The following is an 18,525-nucleotide window of genomic DNA, read 5'->3' on the forward strand; positions in this document are numbered from 1 at the left end:
CCTCGATTCAGTCGATCCGGAGCATCCAGAGTCAGCTTAAAGAGCTTGACAAGGCGATTGAGCGCATTTTAGACGGCATTTCCGGCAACCGATTCCTTCGCTACTACCTTGTTGAAGCTGCCCACTCGGTAAAAAACCGCGACCCGGAATTCGGGGAGTACTACCGGAAGAAATTCAATGAAGTCCCTAAGCATCAACACAAACGTGCCCTCGTCTTAACGGCAAGAAAACTTGTGCGTCTGGTCGATGTGCTGCTACGCAACGACCAACTCTATACGCCCAGAAGGAAGGTGAAGCCGACAGAGCAATAATGCCTTGGCTCATGAATCCTCTTCTCTAATCCCCAGTTAAATTATGGTAATTAACTCCATTTTCAACTGGGTCTAGTTTGGCGATGCCTTTTTTGGGATTGATCCTGCTGCACGCCAAGGAAATTTTCCAATTCTCATAAATCAGGGTCTTGACATCATACCGCTGGACTTAAGTTCGGAATATTTGCAATGCAGATATGTTAACATTGACGTATTCATTCCGCAAATAGACAGCCGGCTCTCCGGTTCCGTTTTCCCTTTTCCGACACAAAAAAGCGCTTCACCAAGGAAACGGACTCCATCGTCAACCTCCAATTCCGCCTCATCTTCGCCATCCGGTCACCTAGATAGAGGTTGCGCCCGTATACGGCAAAACAGCAGATAGCCGAAGCCATCTGCTGTAAGCAGCCATGCCGCCCGATCTCGGACGAATGGCATCTATCAGGATTGCACTTGCAGAATGAGATGAATGCCGTTCGGATCCGCCGTTCGTACCGTGCCCGCTTCCTCCTCGACCGGCGCATGAAGCTGACGCAGCCGTTCCACGGTCTGCTTCCGCGTCTCCTCGTCGGGCAGCATGAGCGTGAACCATTTCAAGCCTGCGCTATGCTTGCCGGGAGCGGACGCCCCCGCGCTGTGCCATGTATTCAAGCCGATATGATGATGGTATTTGCCGGTCGAGATGAACAACGCCTGCCGGCCATAACGGGCGACGGTCTCGAAGCCCAGCCCCCGGCCGTAAAATTCCTCTGTCTTCTCCAGCTCGGATACCTGCAAATGAATGTGGCCGATAATAGTGCCGCTTGGCATCGCCGTCCACGGGCGTCCGGTCGCTTCATGCAGCAGGCTGTCGGCCTGCAGCGCCACGGTCGCCATGCCGACCTGGCCGTCGTTCCAGCTCCAGGTATCCGGGGAGCGATCCGCATAAATCTCGATGCCGTTGCCTTCCGGATCGGCCAGATAGAGCGCTTCGCTCACATAGTGATCGGATTCCCCCTGAAGAGGGTACCCAATCTGGATGAAGTATTGAAGAATATCGGCCAGATCGGATCGGCTCGGGAGCAGGAACGCAATATGGTACAGCCCGGTCTGGCTCGGGTTCCTAGGCTCGATCGTATCCGGCTGCTCCAGCGTGACGAGAGGCGTCACGCCATCCGCCGTCAGCACGGCGCCGGAGCCGGATTGTTCGAGCACCTTGAATCCAAGGATATCGCGGTAGAACAAGAGCGAGCGTTCCAGATTCTCTACGGCGAGCTGGACATGGCCGACATAAGTTGACGGGTAACGATGAAAATTCATAGGCTGGTTCCCCCTTCAGGTTCTAGGCCTGTTCATGCGCTCGGCTTGCTGCCGAAGAAAAGACGATCAAGCGACCACGTATTGCTTGGCGCGAGGAGCAAAAATACCGCCATGACAAGGTAGGCCAAATCCAATTCATAGCCCGCCATTTCCGGACTGCCGGTAAAGCCTGCCGCGAACTTCACCTTCACCATCGCCCCAGCCATGATCATAATGAACAGGGCAGCGAAAAGGCGGGTTCCCAGGCCAAGAATAAGAGCGATGCCCCCGATAATCTCAATCAGGGCAACGGCATAAGCCGCAAATCCAGGCAGCCCCAGACTCTCGAAGAAGCCCATTGTATTGCCAATGCCGCCCTGGAACTTTTGAAAGCCGTGGATAAGAAAAGCCGCTCCCAAAAAGATCCTTAACAGCAGATCACCTATTTCGTGAAGCTTTGTCATTTCCGAATACACATCCTTTTAATTATAGAATAACTGCAACCTGGCGTTTCCTTCATCTCGGTTACTAATTACAAGTAAATATAAATTAGTCAATTAATATTGTCAAGCAATTATATTTTTTTGGGAAAGGTGCTTATTTCCCATCACCAATGCTATAATAGAAATGTAGAGGTGATGGAACATGAACGGAACATCCAGTGAACGATGCCCCCGCTTCGACAAAGCGATGAGCATTTTGAGCCAGCGGTGGACAGGGCTTATCATCCATCAATTGCTGGCAGGCCCGCAGCGCTTCTGCACGATGGAAGCGGCCATCGCCATTAGCGGCCGGGTCCTGTCCGAGCGATTGAAGGATCTCGAGCGCGAAGGCATCGTGCGCCGTGAAGTATATCCCGACACGCCGGTGCGCATCGAATACTCTTTGACGGAGAAGGGACACGCTCTCGAACCGATCATTCGGGACATTGAAGCTTGGGCTGCGCAATGGATCGAGCTATAACCCGCTCCTGCGAAGCGCCTTGCTGCCGATAACATCAAAGCCGGATCTCCTTCGCGGGAGACTCCGGCTTTGTTCGCTTTCCTGTACCTATAAATAGCTACTGCGTCGGCTTCTTCGTGAGCTGCTCCTGGGCGAGACGAATCATCTCCCGGACCATCGTGCCGCCAATCCGGCCCCCAACGCGCCCTGCCGATTCGGTTGACAGTTCTCCGTTGTCTCCCGGCTGCAGCGGCACGCCCAACGTCTTGGCGACCTCATACTTGACGTCGTCCGGCCGGTTCGGATCTACGGCGAACCCTTCCTGCCGCATCACTTCCGCCTTGAACGCATTAACGCCCTGCTCTGCTCCGTTGACGAGCAGCCTTCTTCGGTTCCTGCGGGCCATCAGTCCTGCCTCCTTGCCAGCATTAAAGTATGAATCCTTCATACAATGGCCCGGAAGCGGTCAAATTATGTGCCTTTCCCGTAAACGCCTTCTTCATTGCTTATCTTCTCCGTTTCCGAATGTTTTTATCGGTGCATAAAAAGGCTGATATCGATACAACCGTCCTACCCATCCGTAAAATTCCCGGCTTCCGAGGCAACGTATATGCGTTGCGCTCTCAAGAAATGATAACTCCGACAGATCCCTCCGATCAAAACGGAGATTCAACTTAAATTTGCAATCTAAAGCAGTTTATAAGCACTAACCATATGGATTTACATGGGTGAGGTTGTGTCTTGCATTCGTCCGTGTGGTAGTATGGGAAAAGGGAGTACATACCAATGTTTGAGGTGAAATCTCGTGAAAAATGAAATTATTCAACGATTTACTGCCTACGCCAAAGTAGATACCCAATCGAATGATGACAGCCAGACATGCCCGTCCACGCCGGGACAATTGGACCTGGCTCGGTTGCTCGTGGAAGAGCTGCAAGCGATCGGCATGCAGGAGGTGACCCTGGATGAAAACGGCTATGTCATGGCCACGCTGCCGGCCAATACGGACAAGGATATCCCGACGATCGGGTTCCTTTCCCATCTGGATACGGCGACGGACTTCACCGGAGCCAATGTCAATCCCCAGATCGTCGACAATTACGACGGGAATGCAATCGTCTTGAACGAAGGGCTCAATGTCGTGCTGTCGCCGGCGGAATTCCCGGAATTGGCGAATTACAAGGGCCATACCCTGATTACGACGGACGGGACGACGCTGCTTGGCGCGGATGACAAGGCAGGGATTGCCGAGATAATGACCGCGATGGCCTATCTTCTCCAGCACCCGGAGATCAAGCATGGCAAGGTGCGTGTCGCCTTCACCCCGGACGAGGAGATCGGGCGGGGGCCCCACCGCTTCGATGTCGCTTCCTTCGGCGCGAAATACGCCTATACCGTTGACGGCGGCCCGCTCGGGGAACTCGAATATGAGAGCTTCAATGCGGCGCAGGCGAAGATTACGGTCAAGGGGACGAATGTCCACCCCGGTTCGGCGAAGGGCAAGATGATCAATTCGGCCAAAATCGCCATGGAGCTGCACAGCAAGCTTCCTGCCGAGGAAGCTCCTGAATTCACCGACGGCTATGACGGCTTCTATCATCTCATCTCCATTCAAGGAGATGTAGAGCGGACCGATCTGCGATATATCATCCGCGACTTCGACAAGGCCAATTTCGAGGCCCGCAAGGCGAAGCTCGAAGCGATCGTGAAGGAACTTCAGGACATCTACGGAGAAAACAGCATTATCCTCGATATGAACGACCAATATTACAACATGAAAGACATGATCGAGCCGGTCAAGCATATTGTCGATATTGCATATCAAGCGATGAAGAACGTCGGCATCGAGCCGATCATCACTCCGATCCGGGGCGGCACGGACGGCTCGCAGCTGTCTTATATGGGACTGCCGACTCCGAATATTTTCACCGGGGGAGAGAACTATCACGGCAAGTTCGAATACGTCTCGGCTGATAATATGGTGAAGGCGACGGAGGTTATTATCGAGATAATTAAGCTGTATGAGCAGCAGGCTGCCCAATAAAGCATGAAGGGGCTATCCCGTCTCAGTCAACGCGCGTGACGATGGGAAAGCCCCTTGCTATGACGGCCGGCCTCCGACCCGGCTCGTTACCGAACCGTCTCGGACAGCCTCGCCCCTCCGGCTCAACAATGCATATGGCGCGCCGCGTCTTCCCAGGGCACGCTGTACCCCTGCCCTTTGGCGCAGAAGATGGAGGCCGAGGTGTAGAGCGGGTCCGCGTCTTTATTGTATGCCTTGGCCGCAATGATCTCCTCGGCGTTATGACAGCGCTCATACCCGCCGAAGCGCAGCTGCAGCATCCCCTTGCCCTGGGTATAGACGGCCAGCTCGGCGCTGTAGTTCATGAATGTTGCCACCGGCGCCTTGCCTGTAATCACAACCTGATCTCCGGCGAACTCGGGCGGTTCGAACCGGCCCGATGCCTTCTGGATATCGGTCATGAAGCGTCCCATATGCTCCGACGCGACCTTCACTTTCACCTCATAATACGGCTCCAGCAGGACATTGTCCGCCTGCTCCAGCCCATGGCGGAGCGCCCGGTAGGCCGCCTCGCGGAAGTCGCCGCCGCTCGTATGCTTATTGTGGGCCCGGCCCTTCATCAGCGTCATCTTGACATCGGTGACGGGGGATCCGGTCAGCAGCCCGTGGTGATCCCGTTCCAGCAAGCATGCTCAATGACATGCTGATAGTTGACCGTCAGCACGTCGGGATGGCACTCGTTCCGGAATACCATCCCGCCTGCCCCTCTCACCGGGCTCCAGCCGAAGATGCACCTCCGCGTAATGCCCGAGCGGTTCAAAATGCCCGCATCCCGTCACCGCCGAGGCAATCGTCTCCTTGTACAGAATGTCCGGGGTCCCAAAGGAGACATCCATGCCGAACCGCTCCTTGACCAGGCGCTCCAGCACCTCCAACTGAATGACGCCCATCACATGGATATGAATCTCCTGCAGCGCCTCATCCCATTGCACCCGAAGCGACGGATCTTCGGCATCGAGCAGGCGGAAGCGCTGGAGCACCTCCTTCGCATGGAGAGATGGCGGAAAGATGACCTTCGACGTCAGCATCGGCACCATCTCGTATTCCGCCCGATCGTTCAGCGCGCCCAAGCCTTCCCCCGCCGCGGCCGCTGACAGTCCGGTAACGGCGCAAAGCTGGCCTGCCTCCGCCCGTTCGGCATGGTCATATTTGCGTCCGTTGTATATCCGAATCGAGGTCACCTTCTCGGCAATCCGGTCCGGTCCGGAGCCATAACGGACCTCATCCCTGACATGCAAGGAACCGCCCAACACCTTCAGATGGGTAACGCGGGTGCCGTTCGCGTCATGGCGAACCTTGTATACCCGGGCTGCGAACGGCTGATCCTGTCGCCAGTCCCCCGGCGTGAAGGCATCCACCAGTTGCAGCAGATCGGTAACGCCCACATCCTGCAGGGCGGATCCTGCGGCGCAGGGGAACAGGCGATGCGTCCGAATCAGGCCGGCCGCGGCATTTCGCCATACCTCCCGATCGTATTCATCCTCCATATAACGAGAGAGCAATTCCTCATCGCGCTCGGCCAGAAAAGTGATTAGCCCGTCCTCCCATTCCGCTTCGCCGCAGGCGGATCTCATATCAACCGCGTCCGGCGTCAGTTGGGCGCGAATATCGTCCAACACCCGCTCTGCATCCGCCCCGGTCCGATCCGTCTTGTTGATGAAAAAGAAGACCGGCACCCAGTGCCCGTCCAGCAGCTGCCAGACCGTCTCCGTATGACCCTGCACGCCCTCCGCCGCGCTGACGACGACAATGGCGGCATCCATCACCTGGATGGCCCGCTCCATTTCGGCGGAGAAATCGACGTGTCCCGGAGTGTCGATCAACGTGTAGGTGCTGCCATTGTATGTCATCACCGCCTGATCGGCGAAAATCGTAATGCCCCGTTCCTTCTCGATCTCATGACTGTCCATGTAGGCATCCCGGTTATCGACCCGCCCCCGGCTCCGAATGCTGCGGGTATGGTACAGCAGCTGTTCGGCCAGCGTCGTCTTCCCTGCGTCTACATGAGCGAATATGCCGATTGTTCTATGCATCCTGACACCTCTCGCAGCGGTCTCCATTGACTGTTATGATTGCATTTCACGCATGTTCCCTCGCTAAAGAACTGTTCCCATCATAGCACAGAGAGCGCGGAGGCATCACGGGCCGATATGGAAATGCGGTTATCCGTCCGGTCTTCCTCGGCCTGCTCAACGGGACGCGCTCGAATTCGCAAAGCGTTCCACCGTAATGTCACGACACCCTAGGAGGCAGAATGGATGAAAGCGTCCAGCCGCTCCTTCTGAAGAAGATGGTGGCGGTAATGCATCTCCGGCATCGCGAACCATTCGGCCGCATTCAGCGCGCCGAAGGCGGGATGAGCCGCCGTCCGCTGCAGCCGCTCCGTAGCTGCGCCCTGCAGCGACGCCCCGATCTCGTGCATGCGTCGTCTAGCTTCCTCCAGCTTGGCGGCAAGCTGCTCCTTGCTCTCCGGCTGCGGTGGCGTATACTGCGCGCCGGCCGGCACCCGAATGCGCACCGGCGGGAAGCTCCCCTGCTCGAACGCGGCCCTTCCGGCCTCCGTCTTCTCGCCGGCCCCCTCGCCGGCGGCGCCGGACTCCATGCACCGCTCCGCATGGCGGAGCTGCATATGCAGCGCGGAATGGGCCAGATGCAGGTACATTTGGCCAAGCGACCATTCATTCTCGGCCGGCTTGCGCCGCAGTTCCTCCATGCTGTACTTGCCCAGCTCCCGCACATAATGATCCGTAATCTCGTCGAATCGTGCCAAAATATCCGCAATGCCCATGCTCTTGTTCATTCCATCATCTCCTCGAATACTGAATTATTATCAGTATACGGGAGAGCTCCTGACAGCAGTATGTCAGTAGCGATCCGCTATTTTCTTCGCTTCTTCACGAACCTGCCGGCGCAATGATTCGGGCTCGAGCACGACGACATTCCCGCCCCAGCCCAGCACCCACGACAGCAGATCTTCAGGCCGGCGGACGCGGCAGGTGACCAGCATCCCCTCCGGGCAGGCCTCCGCCGATTCCATGTAATATGAATTCGATTCCGCTACCCGATCCGCGATGCAAGCGTCTACCTGCAAGCGGACCCGGATCGTCCGGTCATCGGGAGGCGTGTAGTCCGACAAGCGGAAATCCGGCGGGAACGCGAACCGTTCATCAAGCACAACCAGCTCGCTCATGCGCGATACCCGAAAGTGGCGAATCGCCCGGCGCAGATGACAATAGGCGATCAGCATCCATACGCCCCGGACGAGCACCAGTCCGTAGGGGGCAGCGTCACGGATACTGTCCCGGTTCCCGGCGTCATCCGGCGCGGCCTTCGTATACCGGAACCGAATCATGCGCCTGTCCAGTACCGCTTGATGCAGCCGGTCGAGGCGCTCCTTCTCCGGCCCCCGATTCGAAGCCCGCTGCTCGGAGAGCAGCCGGATCGCCTGGCGTGCGCGCTCCGCCTCTTCGCGGACAGGATGCGGCAGGAGTGCTTCGATTTTGCGCCGGGAAGTCTCGGCGCCTGCGGCATAGCCGGCAGCGAATTCCTGCGTGACGAAATCGGTGCCGATGAGGAGGGAGACGGCTTCCTCCACCGTCAAGCTGACGGGCGGCAGGAAATACCCCTCCATCAGCGAATAGCCCTGTCCCGGCGTGCCGGCAATTGGTACCCCGGCCTCGCTCAGCGCCTGAATGTCCCGATAAATGGTCCGCACGCTCGTCTCGAACGTAGCCGCCAGATCCTCTGCGCGCCGAAGCCCGCAGCGCTGCAGCTCAAGCACAATCGCCAAAAGACGGTCCGTCTTGTTCATGCTCCCCTCTCCTCCCTTTCGTCTCAAATCGAACTCTTGTCATCTCCATTGTAACCACAGCGGTGCCGGATTGGCGAGCGCCCATTCCGGCTCTGGCCTTCCGGCAAGCCCTCTGCTTTTTTCTCCTCCACCATGTTGGATGATATTTACATCAGGGACGGTTCATAATATTATTAAATTACGTAATTACGTAAAACGATAAAAAGGAAGTGATAACATGGCTAACCGGGATTACGGAGCGGAGATTGATGCCTTGCAGTCCCGACTAAATGAAATCCAACGGCTCGTGAAGCAGCTCGCCGGCATGCAATCAGAGGCGGATATCCATGCCGATGAGGGAGATCTCGGCGCAGAAGGCACGCCAAGGCGCCCGAGCGAGGAAGAGGAATCGGGAGCGATCCTGTATTCCGGCCGCTATCGGGGAGACCAAGGAAGCGTCCGATGGGCGCCGCAGGAGAGAACGGTCCGGGAGCTTCTCGATCTCGACGGGGAGAAGGCCGCCAAGGTGCTGGCCGCCCTCGGGCATAAGCAGCGAATCGATATTCTTAAGTCCGTGTTCGCCGCTCCGCTCACCGGATCCGAGCTCGTTGAACAGCTCCATATGGGCACAACCGGACAGCTATATCACCATCTGAAGGCGCTGCAGGGAGCCGATCTGCTTGTCCAAGAGGAACGGGGCGGCACATACGCCATCCCTCCCCACCGGGCCCTCCCCCTGCTGCTTCTGTGGGCGGCCGCTTCCGAGCTGCTCGATGCGAGCGACTATATCGCCCTGACCGAAGCACGGAACAATGCGGGCGACTACCTGGGAACCCATCGGAATGGATACGACCCGCTTCATTTGGCAGCGGCGCTCATCGAGAATTCGATCCTGGAACACCAGGCCGGGCACTGCACCGAAGCGCATCTCTTCATGCATGACGACGGCAGCTTGACCATCGCCGACAACGGCCGGGGCATCCCCGTTCAAGCCTTCGCCCCCGCGGACAAGACGCCCCTGCAGGCGATTCTCACCGACATCGGCCGCAGCAGCCCCAGCGCCTTCATAACCGCGCCGGGCGCCGAGCACAAACTCAATGCCGCCGTCGTTAACTCGCTCTCGCAAAGACTGACGGTCGAGATTCGCCGCGGCGGCAGCATATTCCGGCAGGAATTCAAGCATGGAATTCCCCAGACCGGATTATTGACGGTAGGCGCGACGCGGGAGACCGGTACCAGCATCACTTTCCTGCCGGATCGGGATCTTTTCCGCCTCCCGGTGTCCCCGGAATCCATGAGCCGGTATATCCGCTCCGTCTCCGAGGCGAACCCCGGGCTGAGCTTGCGGCTGCATGGGAACGAATCGGGACGCGACTGACTTCCCGGCCCCCTCTGGCAGGAGGGGGCTCTCCTGTACGTCTTGATCATCTGCGGGCACGTCCACTTACAATGCGCTCGACCGGAAGGCAGATTCCAGAGGACACGCCCCACAAGCCCGAACCTGTGAAAGCAGAGTTTATTACTGACCCTGGCGAAGGATGGCTTGGATTAATTCGGCTACACTTACCCCGCCCATCTGTTCAGCAACATAGTCTGCCTTGGTCTTCCTGCGGATCGAGCCTACCAGCACGATTTCGATAGCCTGATTTCGATCGATCAGGACGGATTCGACTTGAAGCGCATTGGTCAACAAACCAACGATGACCGCGATTTGTTGCGGGGACAGCTTGGGACCGGCGTTATTTTTCCTCTTATTATTTCGATTATTGTTCCCATTCTTCGCCATGGATGTCACCATCCAATTCAGATTATAATGGTTTCCAGCCTGCCTCCACCTCCTTCAGTAAGCCCAAAACCCAGAAATAATGAAGTGAACACAACTAGAAGCACAATCGCGGTAATGATCCTAACCGTTTCATCTTTGTCCATGGAGAATCCTCCTCTCCCATGAAGGTGGTTACTTCATCATATGACGATGCCGCTCACACGTACCGGATCTCCGTGATTTTGGCGAGTTCGTCCGTTAGCGCATCGCCCGCTTCTTGCAGTTACGCCGGGACCATCGTACAATTTCAGTAAAGAGGATACGAAAGGAAGGTATGATCGACATGCCGAAGCTCAAAGTGCCCCGTTAATCCCGAGGCCCGCCGTCCAACTTGTTCAGACTCGCCTTGACCGCCAATAACACAAAGGGAGATGGAGCTATGAACAAGCTTGGACCTGTGCCGATATCGAAGCAAGCGCGAATGGAGACATGCCGCAAGATTGCGGACCGGCTGCATGAGAAATACGGAAGGAAAATTAAAGCGATTGGCGTACACGGATCGATCGCCCGCGGGATGGACGGACCCTATTCCGACATCGAAATGTTCTGCGTGCTGCGGAAATCGGGCGGAGCCGCAGACCACTGCTATGAATGGTCCGCGGGGCCATGGAAGGCCGAGGTAGACGTGATGAGCGAGGATGTTCTGCTGCGCAAAGCGGCAGAGATCGAAGGACGATGGCCGCTTACGCATGGTCCCTTCTTTACGGCATTGGCCCTGCATGATCCGGAAGAGTTCTTTCCGAAGCTGAAGGCGGCGGCTGAATCCCCGCCTGCGTCGGAATTCCGCCGGGCGATCTGCGAGGTGCTGGTCGGCGAAATGTACGAGTTCGCGGGCAAGCTCCGCAACGCGAGCCTGCACGGCCCCGCCTCCTGCCTGCCTTACCTGGCCATGCAGTTCGCCCACTACGGCGCGATGATACTGGGCCTGCATCATCGGACCCTGTTCACCACCGGAGCCCGCGTGCTGCCGGAGGCCTTGGCGCTGCCGGATCGCCCGCAAGGGTATGATCAGGTGGCCGGGCTGGTCATGTCCGGGGAGCTGGCCGACCCGGAGCGGATCGTCACCGCCTGCGAAGCCTATTGGCAAGGGCTGAACGCCTGGGCGGCCAAGCATGATTACATGATCGCCTCGGCGCCGATTCCATTCTAGAAGAAGAGAGACCCGCGTTCCGCTGCGGGTCTCTCTGTCTGTCCGGTCGGTCCCTCGGGCCCCCCTTCTTACCGGTTAACGGTTCAATACAATGCCGTAATTCCGTTCCAGGTACTTATGTATCCGTTGAAAATCGGCTTGCGTCAATTGCTTCAGGCGCTTATGCTTCAGCTCTTTCCCCAAAATAATCCCGATCGTCTCGGCGGCCAGCGCGGTGTTCGGCATGATCCGGGCCGTGCCGTACGCTTTGATGGTCGCCCCAACATTTTTGCCGACGACAAGCACATTCTCATAGTTCTTCAATTCGAAGGAGCGCAGCGGCATACCGTACCGGTTCGGCTTGCCAAAGCCGATTCCTTTTGGAATCGCCCGTACCGCCTGCAGATCGACCGGGTAGCCGCCAATGCTGACATTATCCCAAAACATTTTGCCTGACATCACGTCCGGATAGTCCAAAATATAGTCGGTCTCGAATCGGTTGTAATCCCGAATATATAAATAATCGGGAAACCCGTCCAATTCGGCGTTTTTATATCCGGGAATATGCTTTTGCAAAAATTTCAGAATATCAGGCGCCTCGGCCTTCCCCTTCTCGACGGCGGATCGGACCGATTCCGGATTCGCCGGATCGACGTTGAAGATAAGCAGCGCGTTCATTATCACTTGACCATTCCGCTGGTAGGTGGAATTGATGCCGCGAAAAACGAGCTGATCATCCTTCGGCTTGTATTGGAAAGTCAGATTGCTGAAGCCTGTCGCCGTGTTCCGATCGACATATGTATTCGGACCATACTTCTTTTGCACATTGGTCAGCGGATAGTCGAGCAGCACCTGCTCGTGCAGTTCATTCCAATCCACATTTTTGAACCTCAGCATGAGGGTAGCAGCCATATGATCCGGTTTTTTCCCGTTATAGATGCTCTCCATCCCGGGAATCCGCTTGACTTCCAGCTTGCTCGTCAAGGCGTTAAAATCGGTATTTTCCACGAAGTATTCCGCTTCCGCCTTATACTGCTTGCCGTCCTTGGCCCGGTACGTCAACGACTGAATCGCCTTCTCTTTCCCCCGGGGAACGACCTCTACCTTTTCGATGCGGATGCTGTTTTGAATCGGAATATTTTTGATGACCGATTGGAAATAGCGGTTGAATTCTTCTTCCTTGCGAATGGTGCCGGCGTTATAGCCATTGAATAACCTCCGAATCTCGCCCTGCACGAGGCTCCGCTTCTGATCGTCATTCGGCTGGTCGAGCACGAGCATCTGACCTTGAATCAGCTCGCCTCCCGGCTTGCTTCGCGGATCGAGGATCATGACCTTGAGCCCAAGATCGCGGGCGGCCTTGGCCAGGAGCACCCCCTGGATCTCGCTGCCGATGACGACCACGTCGTAACGGTCGCAGCCGGTTCCGCAGGAAGACTTCGCTTGGGCGGCCGCGACTCCCGCAGGAAGGACGGACGCGGCGACGAGGACGGCAGCGAACAACAACGCCATGCACCGGATGATGATGGAACGGTTCTGTGATGGTTTCATTCTCGTGTACGTTACTCCTCCTGTTAAAATTGGTGATAGTTTTATAACAACATATCTTTCCTTGGCAAAGGTTACAAAGAAACAGATTCCGCTTGCTGGCCGAGTTCAAGACTTGACTTCCCGCTCCGCCCGGTGAAATAGTAGTAGTAACATGAGGAGAGGCGGCGGCAAAATGACCCAATCGATGACAGAGCTTCGCCGATTGGCGGAGGAGCAAATCAAGGAATACGGACTGCAGCCAGCGGCCCGGCAGATGATGGCGGTCTGCAGACAGGGAATCCGCCTGGACATTGGCGCGCCGGATGACGGAGCATCCCGGAGCCGTACCCGAGTCGGCGGCAGTCCCGATCTCCCGCAGCGCGCGGAATGGCCTCTGACAGCGGACGGGGAGCCCATGACCTTCTTGGCCCAGCTCAATCTGGAGCAGCTCGCCGCCTGCGATTTGATGAAGCGGCTGCCTGCGCGAGGCATGCTCTATTTCTTCGTCGGCACAGATGAGACCGCGTACAATATCGAGCATCGGGTCATCTATGCGGCATCCGCCGATGGCATGGAACGGCGGGCGCCCGGCAGACGTGCCGCGCTCGGCGAGGAATTCCACTTCTTCGATGCGCTTGTCCGCCCTACGCTGGAGTTCCCCAACTATGCGTATGTCGACGAGGATATGGTGCCCTTCGATGACTATTCATATGAACGGTATCTTGATTTCGTCCTGGAGATGTCCTCGGCGGGAGAAGCTTCCGAGAATTGGGGCTCCATGTTCGGCTTCCCCGAAGGCCAACATGGAGACGATCAGATCGAGGCCGCTTGCGCCCTGATTCTGCGGAAGGAATACGGGTATAATCCCGATCAAGCGATGGAAGCGCTGGCCGCCCACTGCGGCGGGAATGCCGCTGCCGGAACAGCAAGCCCCGGATCGATTCCTTCCGGGGCCACGATCCGCTTACGGCTTCGCTGCGGGAAGCGAGTCCTTCATCCGCTCATACTCGCTCTTCAGCAGGCCGTAGATCAGTTCATCATGGTGCCGGCCCTGAGCGAAAATCATATGCCGGACCCGCCCCTCCAGCTTGAATCCCAACCGTTCATGAAGCCGGGCCGAGGCTTCATTGAACGAATACACCTGCGCTGTCGCTTTTTCATAGCGCAGCTCCTCGAAAAAGTAGCGCAGCAGAATCCGCACCGCATCCGAAGCGTAGCCTCGGCGCCAATGCTCCCGGAAGATGGCGACTCCATACTTGAACGTTCCGTTCCGGCGATCGCAGCTCTGGGAGATGATGGTGCCGGCCAACTGCCCGTCCAGCGTCTCAATCGCCAGCCTCATGTTGTCGCCGTCGGGATGTTTGGCCGCCTCCCTTTCCGCCCATGCCCGGGTTCCTTCCTCGGAACGCGGCATATAGATCGCGTCGCACAGCCGGGCCGCTTCGGAGTCCTGATCGTTGCGATGGAAGCATGCCCAATCGCCGGGAACAATGGCGCGCAGCCGCACGAATCGGCCTTCCCATATATTATGCGGGGATGTCATCCCAAGCCCTCCTTTTCCGATATCCGATCATCCTGATCGAGTTACTGCCACCTTGCTGCTGCCTGTCTTGGCGGCGGCCTGAACGGGTCAATCTCTACCCTCTGCCGTGCCGTGCCGCACCGCCCTTTCCCATTGCCGAAGGGGACGCGCTCCCGGAAATACACCGCTCCAGCAGGCTGAACCGCATATTGATCGAGACGCTCCCGCATCAGACGATCGGACAGCCCCTCCACTATTTCTCCGTCGTGAACGGGGCAACGAAGCGTGACTAGATGAAGCAGCGACGAGGATGCCGCCCTGCAGGCGCCGGATCGACTTCACGGCCGCCTGGGGATGGATGGCTTGCGCTGCCCAGGCCAGCACGCGATCCGGGAGAGCATGTGCAGCGGTTTGGTTCATCCGTTTCCATCCTTTCCTGGGAGATTACGAATTATTTTACCATGTCTATCGAATCATTGGGATCGGTGACATGATTTCACTTCGGGTGAAGCCACCTCATGGATTGACAATGGTAGTACAATAAAGAGTGGCATCGTGATTAATCTATTTCATAGACCATAGATAGAAGATTTTATAAGATTGAAGGGGTAGTACAGATGAAATCCATGCTAGACAAAGTGTTCAACCAGTATTGGAGCCCTTATGCCGCCATGGGCATTGCCGGCGTCCTCAGCGCCGCGTACTTCGGGATTACCGGAACGGTGTGGGCGGTCACCGGCGAATTCACCCGGCTGGGCGGCCATATCCTGCAGCTGCTCGGCGTCGATATTTCCGATTGGGCTTACTTTAATCTGATTCATATGGACGGTACGACATGGAGCCGGACGGACGGCTGGATTGTATGGGGCATGTTCATCGGCGCGCTGATGATGATTTTGTTCAGCAACAATTTCAAAATCCGCGCTCCGCGGCAGAAGCGCCGCTTCGTCCAAGGGCTGATCGGCGGCATTATCGCAGGGGCGGGCGCGCGCTTGGCGCTCGGCTGCAACCTGGCGGCCTTCTTCACCGGCGTTCCCCAGTTCTCGCTCCATTCCTGGATCTTCATCGTGGCGACGGCGGCGGGAACGTATGTTGGCACGAAGGTCGTCAACACCGCCTGGTGGAAGGGCAAGCCTGCGCTGCAGCGCGGCGGCACGGCGGCGCGTCCTGCGAAGGCCCGCAAGATTCAGCCGTATGTTGGCGGCCTGATTGCGCTGCTGTATGCGGGACTGATCGTCTACTTCTTCCTCTCCGGCCGCACGATGCTGGGCGTGGCCGCCATATTCGGCGCTGCCTTCGGCATTCTGATCGAGAGAGGACAGATCTGCTTCACATCGGCCTTCCGCGATCTGTGGATTAGCGGCCGCGCGACGATGACGAAGGCGATCACGGCCGGGATGGCCGTCAGCTCCGTGGCGACGCTCATCATCATTCTCGTGTACGGCATGGAGCCGATCACGAAGATTGCCGCGCCGAGCACCTTCGTCGGCGGCGTCCTGTTCGGCCTCGGCATCGTCATGGCCGGCGGCTGCGAGACCGGCATGATGTACCGTCTCATGGAAGGACAGGTCGTCTTCCTGCCGGTATTCATCGGCAACATTGCCGGGGCGACCGGACTGGCCTATGCTTGGGATCATCTGGGCGTATACAACCTGCTCGTGAAGAGCGGTGCGCCGATCAATCTGATTGACGTCATGGGACCTGCCGGCGCGCTTATCGCGACGCTGCTTCTGCTGGGGATCGGCTTCATTATCGCCGTGTACTGGCAGAAAAACTACCGCTTCGGCGTCGGATTCAATTACAAGAAAGGAGCTTGACTTATGACTGTCGATTTCACGTTGGATCTGCGAGGAGAACCATGCCCGTATCCGGTGATTTACACGCTGGAGACGCTGCAAGGGATGAAGAAAGGCCAACTGCTGCAAGTGATCGCCGACTGTCCGGCCGCCTTCCGCAACGTGCCGGAGGAAGTCGTCAAGCACGGCTACGCGATGGCCCAGGAGCCTGTGCGGAACGGTCAAGAGTTCACGTTCTATATTACCGCTTAATAGAAATCAGGAGACCCGGCTTGCGGAGAGTGAACCGGGCCGATGACAGACAGGGCGCACCGCTGGCGGTGCGCCCTTATTTTTGCCTACACAGATATCAATGCGAGATGGCGGAATCGATGCCGGCCAGATGCTTCCGTCTGGCGGCCAGGAACAGCACGCCGAGCAGGACCATGAAGGCGCCGAACACGAACGGCACCGTCGGGTTGAACCATTCGGCCAGCTTCCCGGCGAGCCAAGGGGAGATGGCGCCCCCCATAAAGCGGACGAAGCTGTAAGCAGCGGAAGCGACCGACCGTTCGACCGGCGCCGACTCCATCACGGCCGTCGTAATGAGCGTGTTGTTAATGCCGAGGAAAATACCGGACACGACGACGCAGGCAATGACGACGGACGGCGTCTTCGCCCCGATCCCCATAATGAACAGGATGACGGCGAACAGCGTCAGCACGGTCATAACCGAGGCGACCGAACCGAACCGCCCATGCAACCGAGGCGCAACAAACACCGAAGTGAACGCCAGCAGCAAGCCCCATCCGAAAAAGACGTAGCCGAGGCCGCGCTCATTCAGCTCCATCACGTACGGCGAATAGGCCATCAACGTAAAAAATCCGAAATTGTACAGGAAGGCCACGACGCCCAGCGTCAGCAATCCGGGATAGCCCAAGGCCTTGAACGGAGCCGACAGCTTGCTCGGCACCTTCGGTCTGGCCACATTGGGCATAATAAAGAGCAGGAATAAAAAAGCGACGCCCATCAGCACGCTGACGCCGAAAAAGGGCCCGCGCCACGATATCGAGCCAAGCTCGCCGCCCAGCAGGGGCCCGACGGCAATCCCGAGGCCAAGCGCGGCTTCGTAAAATATAATCGCCCGGGCCGTCCCGGACGTCGATAAGCCGACGATGGCGGACAAGGCCGTGGCGAGGAAGAGCGAGTTCCCCAGGCCCCACCCTCCGCGCAGCCACACGATCGCGTTAATCGTATGGGACAGGCCCGCGCACGCGGAGAAAATAATGATAAGAAAAACACCGGTAATCAGGGTCCACTTCGTTCCCAAGCGGCTGGACACGTACCCGGTAATCAGCATCGCAATCCCGGTCACCAGATTATAGCTGGTGAACAGGAGCGACACCTGGCTTGGCGTCGCCTCCATTTTGGCCGCAATGGCGGGCAGAATCGGATCGACGAGCCCGATCCCCATAAATGAAATCACACAGGCAAAAGCGACGACCCATACGGACAGCGGCTGGCTGAACGTACCGGATCGCTTCTTCAACTCCTCATATTGAGTCACCGAAGACATCAGCTCTCCAACCTCCATCCCAATATTGAACGGACCAGACGGTCCGTCATGCGTTCCCTGCCTGAGCGGCAGGCACAAAAAAATCCGTCCTCTGCCGAGCGTTTGTGACGCAATCTAGTTGTATAATACAACTATAATCTACTTGTATTATACAACTTCTTCGCATCCTGTCAATATCCCCTTCCGAAAACCGTGATGGATGAAGTTGAAATTGGTTGTATGAATCAAGTAAAGTAGCAGGTAGAAGCTTGCATGCGAAAGGGTGAGAAACCGATGGAAGAGAAGCAGTTGGCCGAGATCTACTTTCAGCTCTCCACACTCGTTCGCCACGCCACTTCCTCTGGTATTGATAAAAAACTGAAAATATTGGAACGATCCGCCTATCTGCTCCTGCATGAGCTGTCTACCCGCGGCCCGCTCGGCGTCAAGGCGCTGGCCGATCATTTCCGGCTCGATATCTCCACGATTAGCCGCCAGACCGCGGGATTGGAAGCCAAGGGATATATCCGGCGCCTGCCTGATCCGGCGGATGGCCGCTCCAGTTTTTTCGAGATTACGGAATCGGGCATGCAGGAATTTGAACGGACGAAGCGTATCCGGGTGGAACGGCTCACCCGTTTTTTGCAGGAATGGTCTCCGGAGGAGTGTCATACGCTGCACCAATTGCTCGTAAAGCTGAACCATTCGCTGCAGGATGGGTGACAAGTCCGGCATTGACGCCGGCTTGAGCGTCCATTCTGTCTCATTTCCCGCCGAAGGAGGTG

At 57.2% G+C, this 18,525-nt stretch carries 18 protein-coding genes and 3 pseudogenes; 9 read left to right on the forward strand and 12 right to left on the reverse strand.

All coding sequences use genetic code 11. The features are described 5' to 3' along the window. Positions 1-311: pseudogene (locus ABD76_RS19475) on the forward strand (hypothetical protein); the annotation flags it as partial. Between the two features lie 441 nt (positions 312-752). Here ABD76_RS19475 and ABD76_RS19480 read toward each other — a convergent pair. Both ABD76_RS19480 and ABD76_RS19485 read right to left on the reverse strand, forming a co-directional pair. After that, positions 753-1,610, reverse strand: a complete 858-nt coding sequence (locus tag ABD76_RS19480) for a VOC family protein (protein WP_197258819.1) — start codon at positions 1,608-1,610, stop codon at positions 753-755. Between the two features lie 32 nt (positions 1,611-1,642). After that, positions 1,643-2,053, reverse strand: a complete 411-nt coding sequence (locus tag ABD76_RS19485) for a DoxX family protein (RefSeq protein WP_197258820.1) — start codon at positions 2,051-2,053, stop codon at positions 1,643-1,645. A gap of 181 nt (positions 2,054-2,234) precedes the next feature. On the opposite strand from ABD76_RS19485, the gene ABD76_RS19490 reads away from it, so the two are divergent. After that, positions 2,235-2,552 (forward strand): winged helix-turn-helix transcriptional regulator, encoded by a 318-nt coding sequence (locus ABD76_RS19490; RefSeq protein ID WP_197258821.1) that lies wholly within the window; start codon positions 2,235-2,237, stop codon positions 2,550-2,552. 97 nt (positions 2,553-2,649) lie between these two features. Here ABD76_RS19490 and ABD76_RS19495 read toward each other — a convergent pair whose 3' ends face one another. Next, a complete protein-coding gene (locus tag ABD76_RS19495; RefSeq protein ID WP_168181811.1) occupies positions 2,650-2,937 on the reverse strand; it encodes an alpha/beta-type small acid-soluble spore protein in 288 nt (95 codons plus the stop codon). Between the two features lie 399 nt (positions 2,938-3,336). On the opposite strand from ABD76_RS19495, the gene pepT reads away from it, so the two are divergent. Continuing rightward, positions 3,337-4,575 carry a peptidase T gene (gene pepT, locus ABD76_RS19500; RefSeq protein WP_197258822.1) on the forward strand — a complete coding sequence of 413 codons (1,239 nt, stop codon included), beginning with the start codon at positions 3,337-3,339 and terminating at the stop codon, positions 4,573-4,575. Between the two features lie 122 nt (positions 4,576-4,697). On the opposite strand, the pseudogene ABD76_RS19505 reads toward pepT, so the two are convergent. The 3 genes and pseudogenes from ABD76_RS19505 to ABD76_RS19515 form a co-directional block, all read right to left on the reverse strand. After that, a pseudogene (locus tag ABD76_RS19505) lies at positions 4,698-6,647 on the reverse strand (GTP-binding protein). 209 nt (positions 6,648-6,856) lie between these two features. Beyond that, positions 6,857-7,414: a DinB family protein gene (locus ABD76_RS19510; protein WP_197258823.1), complete on the reverse strand. Its 558-nt coding sequence runs from the start codon at positions 7,412-7,414 to the stop codon at positions 6,857-6,859. Between the two features lie 63 nt (positions 7,415-7,477). After that, entirely contained in the window at positions 7,478-8,425 is a 948-nt protein-coding gene (locus tag ABD76_RS19515) for a helix-turn-helix transcriptional regulator (RefSeq protein ID WP_197258824.1), read from the reverse strand. Positions 8,426-8,642: 217 nt separating this feature from the next. Here ABD76_RS19515 and ABD76_RS19520 point away from each other — a divergent pair, with 217 nt between their 5' ends. Next, positions 8,643-9,782: a helix-turn-helix domain-containing protein gene (locus tag ABD76_RS19520; RefSeq protein ID WP_197258825.1), complete on the forward strand. Its 1,140-nt coding sequence runs from the start codon at positions 8,643-8,645 to the stop codon at positions 9,780-9,782. A 141-nt stretch (positions 9,783-9,923) separates the two neighbouring features. Here ABD76_RS19520 and ABD76_RS19525 read toward each other — a convergent pair whose 3' ends face one another. Both ABD76_RS19525 and ABD76_RS30230 read right to left on the reverse strand, forming a co-directional pair. Continuing rightward, positions 9,924-10,190 carry a hypothetical protein gene (locus ABD76_RS19525; protein WP_197258826.1) on the reverse strand — a complete coding sequence of 89 codons (267 nt, stop codon included), beginning with the start codon at positions 10,188-10,190 and terminating at the stop codon, positions 9,924-9,926. A 17-nt stretch (positions 10,191-10,207) separates the two neighbouring features. Next, positions 10,208-10,333, reverse strand: a complete 126-nt coding sequence (locus ABD76_RS30230) for a hypothetical protein (protein WP_269155964.1) — start codon at positions 10,331-10,333, stop codon at positions 10,208-10,210. A gap of 275 nt (positions 10,334-10,608) precedes the next feature. Here ABD76_RS30230 and ABD76_RS19530 point away from each other — a divergent pair, with 275 nt between their 5' ends. Further along, positions 10,609-11,379: an ANT(4')-I family aminoglycoside nucleotidyltransferase gene (locus tag ABD76_RS19530; RefSeq protein WP_197258827.1), complete on the forward strand. Its 771-nt coding sequence runs from the start codon at positions 10,609-10,611 to the stop codon at positions 11,377-11,379. A gap of 75 nt (positions 11,380-11,454) precedes the next feature. On the opposite strand, the gene ABD76_RS19535 is transcribed toward ABD76_RS19530, so the two are convergent. After that, positions 11,455-12,909, reverse strand: coding sequence for an FAD-dependent oxidoreductase (locus tag ABD76_RS19535; RefSeq protein ID WP_197258828.1), 1,455 nt, complete (start codon positions 12,907-12,909; stop codon positions 11,455-11,457). Positions 12,910-13,165: 256 nt separating this feature from the next. On the opposite strand from ABD76_RS19535, the pseudogene ABD76_RS29630 reads away from it, so the two are divergent. Continuing rightward, positions 13,166-13,693, forward strand: a pseudogene (locus ABD76_RS29630) (DUF1963 domain-containing protein); the annotation flags it as partial. A 159-nt stretch (positions 13,694-13,852) separates the two neighbouring features. Here the strand turns inward: ABD76_RS29630 and ABD76_RS19540 are convergent. Together ABD76_RS19540 and ABD76_RS19545 are read right to left on the reverse strand one after the other, a co-directional pair. Continuing rightward, positions 13,853-14,431 carry a GNAT family N-acetyltransferase gene (locus ABD76_RS19540; protein WP_197258851.1) on the reverse strand — a complete coding sequence of 193 codons (579 nt, stop codon included), beginning with the start codon at positions 14,429-14,431 and terminating at the stop codon, positions 13,853-13,855. A 41-nt stretch (positions 14,432-14,472) separates the two neighbouring features. After that, entirely contained in the window at positions 14,473-14,664 is a 192-nt protein-coding gene (locus tag ABD76_RS19545) for a hypothetical protein (protein ID WP_197258829.1), read from the reverse strand. Positions 14,665-15,027: 363 nt separating this feature from the next. Here ABD76_RS19545 and yedE point away from each other — a divergent pair, with 363 nt between their 5' ends. Together yedE and yedF are read left to right on the forward strand one after the other, a co-directional pair. Then, positions 15,028-16,227 (forward strand): selenium metabolism membrane protein YedE/FdhT, encoded by a 1,200-nt coding sequence (gene yedE / locus ABD76_RS19550; RefSeq protein WP_197258830.1) that lies wholly within the window; start codon positions 15,028-15,030, stop codon positions 16,225-16,227. 3 nt (positions 16,228-16,230) lie between these two features. Beyond that, the gene (yedF, locus tag ABD76_RS19555; protein WP_197258831.1) at positions 16,231-16,458 is read left to right on the forward strand and encodes a sulfurtransferase-like selenium metabolism protein YedF; all 228 of its coding nucleotides are present in this window, start codon (positions 16,231-16,233) and stop codon (positions 16,456-16,458) included. A gap of 97 nt (positions 16,459-16,555) precedes the next feature. Here the strand turns inward: yedF and ABD76_RS19560 are convergent, their stop codons facing one another. After that, entirely contained in the window at positions 16,556-17,761 is a 1,206-nt protein-coding gene (locus tag ABD76_RS19560; protein WP_197258832.1) for an MFS transporter, read from the reverse strand. Between the two features lie 273 nt (positions 17,762-18,034). Here ABD76_RS19560 and ABD76_RS19565 point away from each other — a divergent pair, with 273 nt between their 5' ends. Beyond that, on the forward strand, positions 18,035-18,463 hold the full coding sequence (locus tag ABD76_RS19565) for a MarR family winged helix-turn-helix transcriptional regulator (RefSeq protein WP_197258833.1): 429 nt from the start codon (positions 18,035-18,037) through the stop codon (positions 18,461-18,463). The last annotated feature ends 62 nt before the right edge of the window (positions 18,464-18,525 follow it).

The sequence above is a fragment of the Paenibacillus dendritiformis genome (genome assembly GCF_015845845.1).
Classification (GTDB): Bacteria; Bacillota; Bacilli; order Paenibacillales; family Paenibacillaceae; genus Paenibacillus_B; species Paenibacillus_B dendritiformis_C.

What these genes read in the sequence shown, in the direction of transcription:
- ABD76_RS19480 (WP_197258819.1), bottom strand. Translation starts at nt 1,610, where the DNA reads ATGAATTTTCATCGTTACCCGTCAACTTATGTCGGCCATGTCCAGCTC.
- ABD76_RS19485 (WP_197258820.1), bottom strand. Translation starts at nt 2,053, where the DNA reads ATGACAAAGCTTCACGAAATAGGTGATCTGCTGTTAAGGATCTTTTTG.
- ABD76_RS19490 (WP_197258821.1), top strand. Translation starts at nt 2,235, where the DNA reads ATGAACGGAACATCCAGTGAACGATGCCCCCGCTTCGACAAAGCGATG.
- ABD76_RS19495 (WP_168181811.1), bottom strand. Translation starts at nt 2,937, where the DNA reads ATGGCCCGCAGGAACCGAAGAAGGCTGCTCGTCAACGGAGCAGAGCAG.
- ABD76_RS19510 (WP_197258823.1), bottom strand. Translation starts at nt 7,414, where the DNA reads ATGAACAAGAGCATGGGCATTGCGGATATTTTGGCACGATTCGACGAG.
- ABD76_RS19515 (WP_197258824.1), bottom strand. Translation starts at nt 8,425, where the DNA reads ATGAACAAGACGGACCGTCTTTTGGCGATTGTGCTTGAGCTGCAGCGC.
- ABD76_RS19520 (WP_197258825.1), top strand. Translation starts at nt 8,643, where the DNA reads ATGGCTAACCGGGATTACGGAGCGGAGATTGATGCCTTGCAGTCCCGA.
- ABD76_RS19525 (WP_197258826.1), bottom strand. Translation starts at nt 10,190, where the DNA reads ATGGCGAAGAATGGGAACAATAATCGAAATAATAAGAGGAAAAATAAC.
- ABD76_RS30230 (WP_269155964.1), bottom strand. Translation starts at nt 10,333, where the DNA reads ATGGACAAAGATGAAACGGTTAGGATCATTACCGCGATTGTGCTTCTA.
- ABD76_RS19530 (WP_197258827.1), top strand. Translation starts at nt 10,609, where the DNA reads ATGAACAAGCTTGGACCTGTGCCGATATCGAAGCAAGCGCGAATGGAG.
- ABD76_RS19535 (WP_197258828.1), bottom strand. Translation starts at nt 12,909, where the DNA reads ATGAAACCATCACAGAACCGTTCCATCATCATCCGGTGCATGGCGTTG.
- ABD76_RS19540 (WP_197258851.1), bottom strand. Translation starts at nt 14,431, where the DNA reads ATGACATCCCCGCATAATATATGGGAAGGCCGATTCGTGCGGCTGCGC.
- yedE (WP_197258830.1), top strand. Translation starts at nt 15,028, where the DNA reads ATGAAATCCATGCTAGACAAAGTGTTCAACCAGTATTGGAGCCCTTAT.
- yedF (WP_197258831.1), top strand. Translation starts at nt 16,231, where the DNA reads ATGACTGTCGATTTCACGTTGGATCTGCGAGGAGAACCATGCCCGTAT.
- ABD76_RS19560 (WP_197258832.1), bottom strand. Translation starts at nt 17,761, where the DNA reads ATGTCTTCGGTGACTCAATATGAGGAGTTGAAGAAGCGATCCGGTACG.
- ABD76_RS19565 (WP_197258833.1), top strand. Translation starts at nt 18,035, where the DNA reads ATGGAAGAGAAGCAGTTGGCCGAGATCTACTTTCAGCTCTCCACACTC.